Raw genomic sequence first — 13,816 nt, 5'->3', positions numbered from 1 at the left:
CGGCAGCAAGGAGCGTGCGTGGACGAACAACGGCAACCCGACGGCCCTACTCACGCCGAGGCGGTGCCGTGGCGGGTGAACGGAGCGCAGAGCGCAATTGGCGTGCACGGAGCCGAGCCGGACTGGTCCGCGTCGGGGCCAGCCCGGGAGGGCGCGACGGAGCCCTTGACACTACTCTCGCCTGGGCCTGAAGGCGGGCCGGAGGCGCGGCACCGCTCGGAGGACCCGGAGCGAGGGGCCGACGCCGACACTCCCGCCAGCGGCGTACCGGTGGTCGAGCCGCCGCTGTGGCGGGAGGCGGCGCGCTGGTCGCCGTCGCCCAACTACCGGGGTGAGTACCACTCGGAGTACGCGTCGTCGGGGGTCCCGTACCCGTCGGCGCCAGAAGCGGAACCGGGGTCCGCGGACGATTCGGCGGACCTGCGCTGGGCGGAGGGCGACTACCTGGTGGGTGAGTCGGGCGAGCCGACCAGCGCCGCCGACTACCAAGACCCACTGGGCGGCTACCCCGACCCGAACGCCGGGTACCCCGGACCGGCCGGCTACCACTCCGACTACCAGGAGTACCCCGAAGCCGATTACCAGCAGGCCGATTACGGGCAGCCCCAGTATTCGCAGCCTGATTATTCGCAGTCGCAGTATGCGCACCCCGGGTACGCACAACCTGAGTACGCACAACCTGAGTACGCGCAGCCTCAGTACGCGCAGCCCGCCGAGCCGGCCGGTGGCTACCGCGAGTATCCCGACTACCGGGAGCGTCCGTGGTCGGGCGCGCCGGCCGCATCTGCGGTGGAGCGTCCGTGGTCGGGCGCGCCGGCCCCCACTGCCACCGAGCGGCCGTGGGCCGCGGAGCCACCCCGAGCGCCGCAACCGGCCCGGCCAGAGTCCCGGGCGGAGCCGGCCCGGCCAGAGTCCCGCGCCGAGCCGGCCCGCGCCGAGCCGGCCCGGGCGGAGCCGGCCCGGGCGGAGCCGGCCCGGGCGGAGCCGGCCCGGGCGGAGCCGGCCCGGGCCGAAGCTCGGGCGGAGCCGGCCCGGGCCGAAGCTCGGGCGGAGCCGGCCCGGGCCGAAGCTCGGGCGGAGCCGGCCCGTGGGGGTCCACCGGCCCGGAGCGCCGAGCCGCGGACCCCGGAGCAGTTCCGGCCCGCTGCGCCAGCCTCCCCCGCGCGTTCCGCCGCGGGCCCGCCTACGGCGCCCGTGCCCGAACCACGGCACGCACCGTCGCCGCCGAGCCCTCGCAGCGGTGATCGTCGCGCGCCGGAGGTGACGAGCGGGCTTCCGCAGCGGGTGCCGGCGGAGCCCGACGTACCTGTCCCGCCCATTTCGGCATCCGAGGGTGACGGTGGTGGCGGGCTGGACGCCGGTCGGGACCGCTGGACCGCGCCCGAACTGGCCTGGATCGCCAACCAGCTCCGTCGCGACGACGTTCCCGGGGAGGTGCCGCCGGAGCAGCTCGACGTCGACGGGGTGATGTCGGCGGTGCAGGAGGTCCCGGGAGTGCGCTCGGCCGCGGTCCGGCCCAACCCCAACGGGATCCACACCCTGCGGCTCGACCTCGCCGACGACGCCGACCCCGGCGAGGTCAGTCGGGCGGTGGCCCGGTTGCTGCTGGAACGGATGGGGCTCTCCGCGACCGACCAGCTGTTGGCGGCGCCGGAGGCGCTGCCGACGAGTCAGCCGGAGCCGGCGTCGACGCGGCAGCCGTGGAGCCCGCCGCACCAGCGCACGTCGCAGGAGGAGGGGGCACTGCCGCCGCAGCGGGGGCAGCCGGAGACACTGCCGCCGCAGCGGGGGCAGCCGGAGACACTGCCGCCGCAGCGGGGGCAGCCGGATACATTGCCGCCGCAGCGGGGGCAGCAAAGCCAGCGGGCCCCGCAGCAGCAGCGGACCCCGGAGCAGCAGCGGGCCCCGCAGCAGGAGCAGCGGGCGGCGCCGGCCCACCCGGTCGGCGAGCCTGGGCAGGGGCCAGCCGCCGATCCGGCCAGCCCGCCCTCGATGGCGGAGTATGAAGCTCTGGCGCAGCTGGGGCAGCTACCACCGGAGCTGCCCTGGGGGGTTTCCCTGCCCGGCCAGGCGACTCCGGAGGCGCCGGAGCCGGTGTCGAGACCGTTGCCGCCGGCCAGCCGACCCGGCCCCCGGGTGTTGATCGACCACGTTCAGGTGAGCACGTTCGGGCTCGACGCCACGGTGGAGGTGCGGCTGACCGCGGGGGCTCGGCGCGCCGCCGGGCTCGCCAGCGGTCCGGCGGTCGACTCGTACCTGGTGCGGTTGTCGGCGGTGGCCGCCGCCAAGGCGATCGATCTGCTCCTCCGGGAGGCGGACGAGCCGGCCGGCCCGTCGCGTTGTTTCATCGAGCACACCGGCGTGGTCAACTTCGGCAATACTGAGGTGGCGGTCGCGGTTGTGCTGCTGGTGTGCGGTGGCTGGGTGGAGCAGCTGACCGGCTCCGCGCTGGTCGACGGAGACCCGCGCCAGGCCGTGGTGCGGGCCACCTTGAGCGCGGTCAACCGCAGGTTGGAGGCCCTGCTGTCCTGACCGCGCCGGCATCGGAGGGGCAGGTGGCTAGCGGTGATCCCGAACTCGACCGGCCGGGCGGGTCTGCGGCGTCGCCGTGCGGGGCGGCGGAGCTCACCGGCGATGCGGACGCGGCGGGCGATGCTCGCCCCGGAGTCGGTGCTGCCTGACCTCACCGAGCCGTTGAGCGCCTGGCCTGGGCGCCTGGTACGGGTCGACGGGTCGTTGACTTACGCCCGGGCCGCTCCGCCGACCGGCGCCGACCCGGCGCCCGCGGTCTACGTGCATGGGCTGGGCGGATCGTCGACGAACTGGACGGACCTCGCGGCGCTGCTCGCCGGCCACCTCGACGCCGACGCGATCGATCTGCCTGGCTCCGGGCACAGCGACCCGGCCGGCGAGTACCGGATCCGTAGCTTCGCCGCCCGGGTGGTCCGCTGGATCGAGGAGGTGCGTGGCGAGCCGGTGCATCTGGTCGGCAATTCGCTCGGCGGGACGGTTTCGGTGGTGGTCGCGGCCACCCGGCCGGACCTGATTCGCAGCCTTACGCTGATCTCGCCGGCGCTGCCGTTTCTCGATCCGCGCCGGTCGCTGCAGAGTCGGATGGTGCCGTTGCTGGCGGTCCCCGGTGGCGAGTGGGTGGCCCGCCGGCTGCTCGCTTCGATGAGCCCGGAGGAGTTGGCGCAGCGGGTGGTGGCGGCGTGTTTCGCCGCTCCAGAGCGGGTGCCGGACGAGCGGTTCGCCGAGGCGGTGGCCGAGATGTCGATGCGCTTCACCGTCGACCACTATGTGCCGGCGTACCTGGCGACCATGCGGGGGCTGGTCGGCAGCTTCCTGCGGGCGTACCTGCCGGGGTCCGGGTCGTTGTGGCGGACATTGGCCAGGATCGAGGCCCCCACTTTGGTGATCGCGGGCCGACAGGACAGACTGGTGGATATCCGGGTGGCGCCACGGGCGGCCGAGTTGATCCCGGACAGTCGACTGTTGATCCTGGACGGTGTCGGACATGTTGGACAGATGGAGGCCCCGCGGTTGGTCGCCCGGGCGGTGGTGAGCATGCTCGATGAAGTTGTGGGGCGCCCGCTGGCGGGTGTGGCAGACTAGCCGCACCATGCCCGATACCCCTCAATCCGTTGATCGGGCGCGGACCCGGAAGAAGCCGTCCGCGACCCGGCAGCCCCGTCGGATCCAGGCCCGGCGCCGCCGCCGGCAACGACGGTTCTTCGCCTCGACGTTGGTGGTGGTCGGGTTGCTGGCCGGCTCCGCGTTCGCCCTGGATCAGCTCGCTCGCGAAGACGATGCGGGCGGCCCGGGCTCGGTCGCCGGACCGACCGCGTCGCCGGTCGCCACCCCAACCCCGGACCCGTCGCCGGAACCGTCGCCGGAGCCGACCGAACCACCAGTGGTGTTGGAGTTGTCGGGCGACTTCCCGGCCGACGGGCCCGGCAGTTTCCGGATCGGCACCGACCAGGGGGAGCAGCTGGGCGCCTCCGGGCAGTTGCTGCGGTTCCGGGTGGCGATCGAGGAGAACATCGACGAGGATCTAGCCGAGTTTGCGGAGTTCGTCGACGACACGTTGGGCCATCCGGATGGGTGGACCGCCGGCGGGGACCTGAGCTTTCAGCGGGTGCCCGACGGCGCCCCCGCGGACTTCACGATCTACCTGGCCACCAGCGGCACCACCGAGCGGATGTGCGCCCAGGGCGGGTTGAACGTGGTCGCGCCGGGGCTGCCCGAAGGTGGGGTCTCGTGCCGGTTGTTCGGGCAGGTGGTGCTGAACCTGCACCGGTGGCGTACCTCGGTGTCGCACTATGTGGCGGAGGAGGTGCCGCTGGAGGTCTACCGGCAGATGGTGCTCAACCATGAGGTCGGTCACGAGCTGGGGCTGGGCCATGAAGACTGTCCGGAGCCGGGCGGCCCGGCACCGGTGATGCAGCAGCAGTCGATCTCGCTCCGCGGCTGTGAGGCGTGGCCGTTTCCGTATGTGGATGGAGTGCGTCACACCGGGCCGCCGGTGCCGTGAGCGTTCGGCGTCCAGGTGCTGGGCCGGGCGTGGGCGGGACGGGTCGGAGCGGGTAACAATGGGAGGCGACGTGTTTCGGGTCGAATGTTTGCCCTCCAGGAGACGATGTGAGCCTGCCGCCGCTGGTCGAGCCAGCCGCCGAGCTGTCCACCGATGAGATCCGCCGCTACTCCCGCCACTTGATCATCCCGGATGTCGGGGTTGAGGGGCAGAAGCGGCTCAAGAATGCCCGGGTGCTGTGTGTGGGCGCGGGCGGCCTCGGCTCCCCGGCGCTGCTCTATCTGGCGGCGGCCGGGGTCGGCACCCTGGGCGTGGTCGACTTCGACACGGTCGACGAGTCGAATCTGCAACGCCAGATCATCCACGGCCAGTCCGACATCGGCCGGTCGAAGGCCGAGTCGGCGAAGGCGAGCGTCGCCGAGATCAACCCGTACGTCGAGGTGGTGGTCCACAACACCGCACTCGACCGGGACAACATCCGGGAGATCTTCAGCCAGTACGACCTGATCGTCGACGGCACCGACAACTTCGCCACCCGCTACCTGGTAAACGACGCGGCGGTGCTGCTCGGCAAGCCGTACGTCTGGGGTTCGATCTACCGGTTCGACGGCCAGACCTCGGTCTTCTGGGCGGAGCACGGCCCCTGCTACCGCTGCCTCTACCCGGAGCCGCCGCCGCCGGGGATGGTCCCCTCCTGCGCCGAGGGCGGTGTGCTCGGGGTGCTCTGCGCCTCGATCGGTTCGATCCAGGTCACCGAGGCGATCAAGTTGCTGGCCGGGATCGGTGAGCCGCTGGTCGGCCGGTTGACGGTCTACGACGCGCTGGAGATGAGCTACCGCACGATCAAGGTCCGCAAGGACCCGGAGTGCGTGCTCTGCGGCCCGAACGCCACCCAGACCGACCTGCTGGCAGATTACGAAGACTTCTGCGGCGGGGTCTCGACCGAGGCGCAGGATGCGGTCGAAGGCGCCACCATCACCGCCACCGAGCTGAAGGAGTGGCGCGAGGCCGGCAAGGACTTCCTGCTGGTCGATGTGCGGGAGCCGGCCGAGTACGAGATCGTCAAGATCCCGGAGAGTGTGCTGATCCCGAAGGGCGACATCATCTCCGGGGAGGCGCTGTCGCAGCTGCCGCAGGACCGGCAGATCGTGCTGCACTGCAAGTCCGGGGTGCGCTCGGCGGAGGCGCTGGCGGCGTTGAAGGCCGCCGGGTTCCGGGACGCGGTGCATGTGCAGGGCGGGGTGCTCGCCTGGATCAAGCAGGTCGACCCCTCGCTGCCCAGCTATTAGCCCGACCGCTGCTGGGGCCGGGGTGGCAGCCCACCCCGGCCCCAGCGCGGAGCGGTCACGGTCGGGCGGCGATGACCAGGTTGAAGGGCGTTTCAGCGGCCAGCTCAAAGCGGCTGAACCCGGCCTGGGTCGCTATCTGCCGTAGCCGTTCGGGGCCGGCCTGGGCCCCGAGGGCGAGCCCCACCTCTTGCGAGAGCGAGTTGGGGGTGCAGATCATGCTGGAGCCAGAGTAGAACACCCGGCCGATTGGGTTGAGGTTGTCCTCCAACCGATCGGCGGCGGCCGGCTCCACCAACAACACGGTGCCGTCGGGCTTGAGCCGTCGCCGAGCGTGGCGAAGCGCACCTACCGGGTCACCCATGTCGTGCAGGCAGTCGAAGTAGGCCACCAGGTCGAATTCCGGGCCGGGGAAGTCGCTGGCGGCCGCGACCTCGAACCGGCACCGGTCGGCCACCCCGGCGCGGGCCGCCGCCGCGGTCGCGGCCGTTACCGATGGTGCGTGATTGTCGAACCCGACGAAGTGCGACGCCGGGTAGCGCTGCGCCATCAGGATGGTCGACGCGCCGTGTCCACATCCGACGTCGGCGACGTGGGCGCCGGCGGCGAGCTTGTCGACCACCCCGTCCAACGCCGGTAGCCAGTTGTCGCAGAGGTTACCGATGTAGTTCGGCCGGAAGAACCGTTCCACCCCGACGAACAGGTCCGGGTGGTGGTCGTGCCAGGGCAGCCCATTACCGGCCCGGTAGGCCGTGACCACCTTCTCGACATCCTTGATCATCGAAGCCGCCAGCTGCAGGCCGCCCGGGGCGAAGACCGGGTTGTGCTCGTTGGTCAGTGCGAAAGCTTGTTCCGGGGGCAGTCGGAACCGTTCCGTGGCCGGGTCGTACTCGACGTAGCGGCTGGCCGCCTGGGCCCGTAGCCACTCCTCGACGCAGCGTTGGTCGGTGCCGGTCCGCTCCGCCAAGGTCGCCGGGGTGACTGGCTGCCCGTCGGCCATCGCGCGGTAGAGGCCGAGCGCGTCGCCGACCAGCACAGTCGCGGCGTGGGCGGCTGCGCCGAGATCGGTGAGGAACCGTTCGATGAACTCGTCCAGCTTGGCTGAGTCCAACTCGGGAGCGGGCTGTTCGGTCATGGTCATGGAGAGACTCCTTTCGGGAAACGTGATCAGGAGAGTCGGCGTACCGCGGGCTCGACCGGCACCGGGTTCGCCACCGTGTCCAGGACCGGTGAGGTCGCGACGGCGTCGCGGAGCAGCTCCGCCAGCACCTCGTCGCTCGCCTCGGTGCGCACCGACAGCTGGATCTTGGCCACCGTCCACCCGGGACGGACCTCGGCGACCTGGTACGCGCCGCGCAGGTCGAGCTGGCTTTCGCAGGTGACCTCCAGGCTGTCGATGACCACCCCCCGGCCGGCGGCGTGCTCCACGAACTGGTGCGCCACGCAGGCGCCGAGCGCCGCCGCGATCAGTTCGCCGGGGGCCGGGCCGTGGTCCGTCCCGCCCAGCTCCGCGGGCAGGTCCAACCGAAGCGTGTGGCGGCGGGTGAGCGGCTGATCGGCGAGCGTCACCTGGTCGGCGCGCCAATCCAGGGCGTACCCGCCGCGCCAGCGGTGCTCGGTTCGCAGCCGGGCGTCGCCCGCCGCGGGTGTGGTACGCAGTACCTCGGCGAAGCCGGTCACCTGGTCGACCTCGATGCCGTTGCGGATCATCAGGACACCTCCTCGGGTAGCGGTCCCGGTCGTGGCTCAAGCTCACCGCGGGTCGGCGCAGCGAACATCGGTGAGCTCACCTATCCGGGCCCGGGTGGCCGGCCGGCGGTGCGGTTTCTCGCCGTGGCGGCGTCGAACCCATAGGATCGCGGCATGTCTGTCGCCGGCGGTCCCGCCAGTGACCAGTTGCTGGCCGGAGATCAGGCGCTGGCCAGCGGTGACTGGGCGGCGGCCCGGGCCGCGTTCACCAGCGCGCTCGAGTCCGGGGACGAGCCGGTGGCGTTGGCGGGGTTGGGCGAGGCGCTGTGGTGGCTCGGTGAGTTCCCGACCGCGATCGGCTATCGGGAACGCGCCTACGCCGCGTACCGGCGCCGGGATGCCCCGGATGATGCCGGGCGCGCGGCCGAGCTGGCGGTCCGGCTCGCCATCGACCACTGGGCGAACCTCGGTAACGCCGCCGCCGCTGCCGGGTGGGCTGCGCGTGCGGACCGGATCGTGGCCGCTGCCGGGCTGGCGCCGTTGGCGGGCTGGGTGCGGCTGCTGGAGGCCTACGACGCGGTCGACCCCAAGGAGGCTGAGGCGCTGGCCAGGCAGGCCTGTGAGGCCGCCCGCGCGCACCGTGACCTCGATCTGGAGCTGTGTGCGCTGAGCCAACTGGGGACGGCGCTGGTGGGCCAGGGCCGAGTCAAGGAGGGGCTGCGGCACCTGGACGAGGCGATGGCCGGGGCGCTGGCGGGCGAGGGCACCCCGGGCACCGTGGTCTATACCAGCTGCAACACCATCATGTCCGGCAACGCCTGCGCCGCGTACGCCCGGGTGGTGCAGTGGGTCCGGGCAGCCGACCGGTTCACCAGCCGGTACGGGTGCCCCTACCTCTTCGCGTACTGCCGAGCCCGGTACGCGGCGGTGTTGGTCGCGGTAGGCGACTGGGCCCAGGCGGAGGAGGAGCTAGCCGTCGCCATCGCCGCCACCCGCAACGCACTGCCGGCGTTGCACGGTGAGGCGTTGGCGGTCTCCGCCGGGCTCCGGCTCTGCCAGGGGCGGCTGGAGGAGGCCGAGCGGCTGGTGGCGGGCCTGACCGACCATCCGGCGGCGGCGGCCGTGACCGCCCGGCTGGCGCTGCTCCGGGCCCGCCCGGCCCAGGCGGAGCTGGTCGCCCGGCGGCGACTGGCCGACGCGGGCGAAACGTCGCTGCGGGGGATGGGGTTGGTGGCGTTGCTGGGAGAGGCCCGGATCGACCAGGGCGACCCGGCGGCCGCGCTCGCCCTCGGGCAGGAGCTGATCGAGCTGGGCCGGTTGCAGGAGTGCGAGGTCGCGGAGGGCTACGGGGAGCGGCTCTGCGGCCAGGCCTACGCCGCCGGGGCAGCCCTGGCGGAGCCGGAGTCCAGCACGATCGCCCCCGATCAGGCCCGGGAACACCTGAGCCGGGCAGCGGCGACCTTCGTCCGGTTGGGGATGCCGTACGAGGCTGCCCGGAGCCGGTGGCTGCTCGCCACCGCGGTGCGACACGAGACGGTCGACCGGGCGGCGGCGGAGGCGCAGGCCGCGTTCGACACCTTCTGCGGCCTCGGCGCGGACCGGGACGCCGACGCGGCGGCGGCGCTGCTGCGCGAACTCGGGATCCCGGCCGCCCGGGTGGGCCCGCGCGACCCGGCGAGCTTGACCAGCCGGGAGCGGGAGGTGTTGGAGCTGCTGGCGGAGGGGCTGTCCAACCCGGAGATCGCGGAGCGGCTCTACCTGAGCCGCCGGACCGTGGAACACCACGTCGCCCGGGTGTTGGCGAAGCTGGGGCTGCGCAGTCGGGCCGAGGCGGCGGCCGAGGCGGTCCGGCTGCGGGCCCGCTAGCCGCCGACCGGCTCAGTCGGCGGCGGGTCGGGGCGGGTCCGGGAGCTCGTCAGCATCGACGATGGTGTACGCGTACCCCTGTTCGGCGAGGAAGCGTTGCCGGTGGGCGGCGTAGTCGGTGTCGACGGTGTCCCGCGACACCACGGTGTAGAAGTGGGCCTGCCGGCCGTCGCCCTTCGGCCGCAGGATCCGGCCCAGCCGCTGCGCCTCCTCCTGCCGGGAGCCGAAGGTGCCCGAGACCTGGATCGCCACCGTCGCCTCCGGCAGGTCGATCGAGAAGTTGCCGACGCGGGAGAGCACCAGTGTGGAGAGTTCGCCCCGCCGGAACGCCTCGAAGAGCCGTTCCCGCTCTTTGTTGGTGGTCTGCCCCTGGATCACCGGCGCGTCGAGGTACTCGCCCAGCTCGTGCAACTGATCCAGGTAGGCGCCGAGCACCAGCACCTGATCGTCGCGGTGCTTCTCCAGCAGCGACTTCACGACCGGAAGTTTGGTCCGGGCGGTGGCGGCCACCCGGTACTGGACATCCGACTCGGCGACCGCATACCCCATCCGCTCCTCGTCGGTGAGGGTGACGCGCACCTCGGTGCATTCGGCCGGGGCGATCCAGCCCTGGGATTCGATGTCGCGCCACGGCGCGTCATACCGCTTCGGGCCGATCAGGCTGAACACGTCCGCCTCCCGGCCGTCCTCCCGGATCAGGGTGGCGGTGAGACCGAGCCGGCGGCGGGTCTGCAGGTCGGCGGTGAACCGGAAGATCGGCGCCGGCAGCAGGTGCACCTCGTCGTAGATGACCAGCCCCCAGTCGCGGGCGTTGAAGACATCCAGATGGGTGAAGGCGCCCTTGCGGCGGGCGGTGAGCACCTGGTAGGTCGCGATGGTGACCGGCCGGATCTCCTTGCGCTCGCCGGAGTACTCGCCGATCTCCTCCTCGGTGAGGGTGGTGCGGGCCAACAGCTCCCGCCGCCACTGCCGGCCGGCGACCGTGTTGGTGACCAGGATCAGCGTGGTCGCGGCGGCCTGCGCCATCGCCGCCGTCCCGACCAGCGTCTTGCCGGCGCCGCAGGGCAGCACCACCACACCGGAGCCGGCGGCCCAGAAGTGCTCCACCGCCTCTTTCTGGTAGGTGCGCAGCGACCAGCCGGACTCGGTGAGCGCGATCGGGTGCGACTCCCCGTCGACGTAGCCGGCGAGGTCCTCGGCCGGCCAGCCCAGCTTCACCAGGGCCTGCTTCAGCCGGCCCCGCTCGCTGCCGTGGACGGCGAAGCTCTCCTCGTCGATCCGGGACCCGAGCATGCCGGCGAGCTTCTTGCTCTTGGCCACCTCGGTCAGCACCGCCCGGTCCAGCCCGCGCAACACCAGCCCGTGCGCCGGGTCGTTGAGCAGCTGCAGCCGGCCGTACCGGTCCATGGTCTCGGTGACGTCGACCAGCAGGGCGTGCGGCACCGGATAGCGGGAGTGGCGCAGCAGCGCGTCGACGACCGACTCGGCGTCGTGGCCGGCGGCGCGAGCGTTCCACAGCCCCAGCGGGGTCAGTCGATAGGTGTGGACATGCTCCGGTGAGCGCTCCAGCTCCGCGAACGGCGCGATCGCCATCCGGCACGCGGGCGCGTCCGGATGATCGACCTCCAGCAGCAGCGTCTTGTCTGACTGCACGATCAGCGGTCCACCGGTCACGCGATACACCTCCACCCCGCGTCCGACCTGCCGGACCGGACAAGTCTGCCACGCTGCTGCGGCGCCGGCGGGGCAGACCGCGCTGTGGGGCAGCTCACGAATCCAAGAAATTTCTCTGAAACACGCAACCGAGGGAGGGCGGTCAGCGTCGTAAGGGTATCGGCGTCTCGCGGGTGCGTCCGGATCTGGGGGTTACGGGGGTGGGCGCACCCGCGACGGCGCCGATGACCATGGTCCTGACCATGCGCCCTGACCAAGCGTCGCTCAGCCCTCGATCGTGGCCCCGGTGATCCGGTGCAGCGCGAAGGTGTGCAGCGTGTCGCTGCGCTCATCCTCGGCCCGCAGATAGCCCGCGCCGATCGACACCGGCCGCACCAGCCGCGAGGTCCGGGAACCATGCCCGTCCACGTAGCCCACCCGCACCGGGGTCTTGTCCCGTACCGCCTGCTGCAGGATCGCCATCGCCTCGGTGTGCGCCTGCGCCCCACCGACCGGCGCCCCGTTCGCGGCACCCGGGCCGGGTCGGCGGCGGGCCCGATGGTGGGTCTCCGCCCGGCGCAGATCCTCCACGATGCCCAACAGCCGCGGCGCCGCCATCCGTAGCGGGGCGAACGGGTCCGCCGGCGCAGTGGCCCGCGCCGAACGGGCCGGGGCCCGCCGGGTGCGCGGCTTGACCAGCACCATCGCCCCGCTGGGATCCTCCGGCACCGGGGCGTATCCGGCCTCCCGCAGCGTGGCCAGCAGCCGGTTGCGGCTGGCGCTGGCGCAGATCAGCACGGTCGGCGCCAGCCGCCGCAACCCCACCTCGGCGAGCCGCCGGTCGGCCAGCACCTGCGCCACCAGCGTCTCGTCGTCACTGCGCAGGTACGCGGTGGCGGTGCCGATCCGCAGCCCACCATGGGCGCGGGCGACGTCGTCGATCAGATACGACAACCCCTGCGGTACCGCGGTCCGGGACCGGCGCTTGAACAGGCTGTGCAGATCCTCGGCGGTGTAGCCGGCGTCGAGCGCCCGGCGGACACTCTCCCGGGTGACCCGGTGGACGCTGCCGCCGCCGGCCGACTCGGGCTCGGTGACCAGCTCCAGCTCGGCGGCGAGCAGCGGCTCCGGCGGCCCCGGCACCACCACCGACAAGTCGGCCTGCACCAACACCTCGGCCACCGGCTCCGGCAGCAGCTCCGCCAGCCGCGCGGCCGAGCCGGGCAGCCCGTCTGCCGCGCCCGCGGCGCGGACCCCGAGCGGATCGTCCTCGGGCTCGGGCGGCTGGTGCGCCTCCGCCAGCAGCGCCGCCCCGTAGGAGGTGAGCGCGCCCCGGCCGGTCAACCCCAGCGTCGCCGCCTCCGCCAGCACCTGCCGGGCGGTCGGTTCCCGCCCCGCCGACCAGCGGGGTGCGCGCCAAGCCACCAGCGCCAGCACCTCGTCGGCGGAGGGCGCCACCCCGGCCGGAGCGGTCGCGAGCACGCCCAGCACGGTCCGGCGGGTGGCTGGGGCGCCGGACCGGGTGACCTCCGTGGCGAGCGCCCCGATCAGCCGGTCCCGGGCATCCCGCTGGCCGACCAGGCCAGGCTGCCGGGTCATCAGCAGCCACGCCTTCGCCAGGGTGTGCCAACGGCCGGCGAGCGACGCGCCGGCCCAGTTGTCGTACGCCGCGGCGGGGCGGAACGTGGCCTCCTGCGCCGGCTCGGATCGGGCGCCGGCCCGGCCGCGCCGCTCCGGCTCGGCCTCGCCGATCAACCCGGCCGCGTCAGCCACCTCCAGCAGCAACGCCGCCAACTGCTCGCCGACCCCGACGGTGCGAGCCAGCCGGCGCAGGTCGCGGACGCCCATCCCGCCGGATCGCAGCACCGTCGCCGGCTCATTGCCGAGCGCGGTCAACATCGCGTCCGTACGCTGCACCAACTCCATCGCGGCGCCGGCGCCGGCGGTGTCGGCCGCGGCCGGATCGGGCGCCGGCGGCTGGTCCGGGGCGGATTCTCCCGAGGACGTGGCCCCGGGCGGGGTGGGGTGCAGCTCGCCGAGCGGGCCGGTGTCGCGCCGCAGCAGCATCCCCAGCTCTCGCGGCAGCTCCACCGCTCCGGGCGCGGTCGCGATCAGCATCCCCCGGCTGACCAGCCAAGCGACCGGCGAGTCCGCGGCCGGTTCGTCGGTGGTGGCGCCGACCGGTGGGCCGACGGCGAGCCGCTCCAGCACCGCCCGCGCCGCAGGTGGGGCGGAGAGCAGTGTCCGTCGTAGCCGCGCCGGGTCGCCGACGAGCGCCGCGCAGGCTTCGGAGAGTTCGGCGGCGGGGCGGCCGAGGCCGGCCGGGTGGGGGCCGAGCACCTCGTCGACGGCGGCCACCACCTGGAGCGCCTCGTCGGTGCCGTAGACCAGCAGCAGCTGCCGCAGTTGCCGGACCGCGGCCCGGACCTGGCCCGCCTCGACCCGGGGCACGTCGGCCCGGCCAGGGGCGCCGGCGGTGATCGCCAGCACCTGGTCGAGTGAGGAGTGGCCGGTGGGGTCCCGGGTCAACCGGATCCCGTCGAGGATCTCCAGCTGGAACTGGTTCAGCTGGTCGAGTGCCCGGGTGACCGAGAGCCGGGACTGGGCGCGCGCCGCCAGACCGGACAGATCACCCGGCAGGGGGACGATCAGGTCGGGCCGGGCACGCAGCAGCTCGGCCAGTGCCTCGTCGGACTGGCCGCGCACCAGGTCGGTGAAGGTGGACGCCATCGCCGTCCAACGCTACCGCCCCCGCCCCGGTTCCCCGCGCCGATCATGAGCCTGCCGT

General features: G+C 73.2%; 9 protein-coding genes. 5 read left to right on the top strand and 4 right to left on the bottom strand.

Translation table 11 applies throughout. From position 1 onward, the window contains the following. Positions 1–18 precede the first annotated feature (18 nt). From JQS43_RS23865 to moeZ, 4 genes are all read left to right on the top strand, one after another. Complete coding sequence (locus JQS43_RS23865) at positions 19–2,532, top strand: hypothetical protein (RefSeq protein WP_239676601.1); 2,514 nt, start codon at positions 19–21, stop codon at positions 2,530–2,532. 102 nt (positions 2,533–2,634) lie between these two features. Beyond that, on the top strand, positions 2,635–3,615 hold the full coding sequence (locus JQS43_RS23860) for an alpha/beta fold hydrolase (protein WP_420847620.1): 981 nt from the start codon (positions 2,635–2,637) through the stop codon (positions 3,613–3,615). Between the two features lie 7 nt (positions 3,616–3,622). Continuing rightward, a complete protein-coding gene (locus JQS43_RS23855) occupies positions 3,623–4,534 on the top strand; it encodes a DUF3152 domain-containing protein (protein ID WP_239676600.1) in 912 nt (303 codons plus the stop codon). A gap of 107 nt (positions 4,535–4,641) precedes the next feature. Further along, entirely contained in the window at positions 4,642–5,823 is a 1,182-nt protein-coding gene (moeZ, locus tag JQS43_RS23850; protein WP_239676599.1) for an adenylyltransferase/sulfurtransferase MoeZ, read from the top strand. Positions 5,824–5,878: 55 nt separating this feature from the next. On the opposite strand, the gene JQS43_RS23845 is transcribed toward moeZ, so the two are convergent. Both JQS43_RS23845 and JQS43_RS23840 read right to left on the bottom strand, forming a co-directional pair. Then, positions 5,879–6,961 carry a methyltransferase domain-containing protein gene (locus tag JQS43_RS23845; RefSeq protein WP_239676598.1) on the bottom strand — a complete coding sequence of 361 codons (1,083 nt, stop codon included), beginning with the start codon at positions 6,959–6,961 and terminating at the stop codon, positions 5,879–5,881. A gap of 26 nt (positions 6,962–6,987) precedes the next feature. Next, entirely contained in the window at positions 6,988–7,530 is a 543-nt protein-coding gene (locus tag JQS43_RS23840; protein WP_239676597.1) for an OsmC family protein, read from the bottom strand. 153 nt (positions 7,531–7,683) lie between these two features. On the opposite strand from JQS43_RS23840, the gene JQS43_RS26140 reads away from it, so the two are divergent. After that, on the top strand, positions 7,684–9,375 hold the full coding sequence (locus JQS43_RS26140) for a LuxR C-terminal-related transcriptional regulator (RefSeq protein ID WP_275580966.1): 1,692 nt from the start codon (positions 7,684–7,686) through the stop codon (positions 9,373–9,375). Positions 9,376–9,387: 12 nt separating this feature from the next. Here the strand turns inward: JQS43_RS26140 and JQS43_RS23830 are convergent, their stop codons facing one another. Then, entirely contained in the window at positions 9,388–11,049 is a 1,662-nt protein-coding gene (locus JQS43_RS23830) for a DNA repair helicase XPB (protein WP_239676596.1), read from the bottom strand. Between the two features lie 264 nt (positions 11,050–11,313). Next, positions 11,314–13,758 carry a helicase-associated domain-containing protein gene (locus JQS43_RS23825; protein ID WP_239676595.1) on the bottom strand — a complete coding sequence of 815 codons (2,445 nt, stop codon included), beginning with the start codon at positions 13,756–13,758 and terminating at the stop codon, positions 11,314–11,316. Between the last annotated feature and the right edge of the window lie 58 nt (positions 13,759–13,816).

Source organism: Natronosporangium hydrolyticum (assembly GCF_016925615.1).
Classification (GTDB): domain Bacteria; phylum Actinomycetota; class Actinomycetes; order Mycobacteriales; family Micromonosporaceae; genus Natronosporangium; species Natronosporangium hydrolyticum.
The sequence above is the reverse complement of the archived record's forward strand: the minus strand, read 5'-3'. Positions and strand labels throughout refer to the sequence as shown.

What these genes read in the sequence shown, in the direction of transcription:
- JQS43_RS23860 (WP_420847620.1), top strand. Translation starts at nt 2,635, where the DNA reads ATGCGGACGCGGCGGGCGATGCTCGCCCCGGAGTCGGTGCTGCCTGAC.
- JQS43_RS23855 (WP_239676600.1), top strand. Translation starts at nt 3,623, where the DNA reads ATGCCCGATACCCCTCAATCCGTTGATCGGGCGCGGACCCGGAAGAAG.
- JQS43_RS23845 (WP_239676598.1), bottom strand. Translation starts at nt 6,961, where the DNA reads ATGACCATGACCGAACAGCCCGCTCCCGAGTTGGACTCAGCCAAGCTG.
- JQS43_RS23840 (WP_239676597.1), bottom strand. Translation starts at nt 7,530, where the DNA reads ATGATCCGCAACGGCATCGAGGTCGACCAGGTGACCGGCTTCGCCGAG.
- JQS43_RS26140 (WP_275580966.1), top strand. Translation starts at nt 7,684, where the DNA reads ATGTCTGTCGCCGGCGGTCCCGCCAGTGACCAGTTGCTGGCCGGAGAT.
- JQS43_RS23825 (WP_239676595.1), bottom strand. Translation starts at nt 13,758, where the DNA reads ATGGCGTCCACCTTCACCGACCTGGTGCGCGGCCAGTCCGACGAGGCA.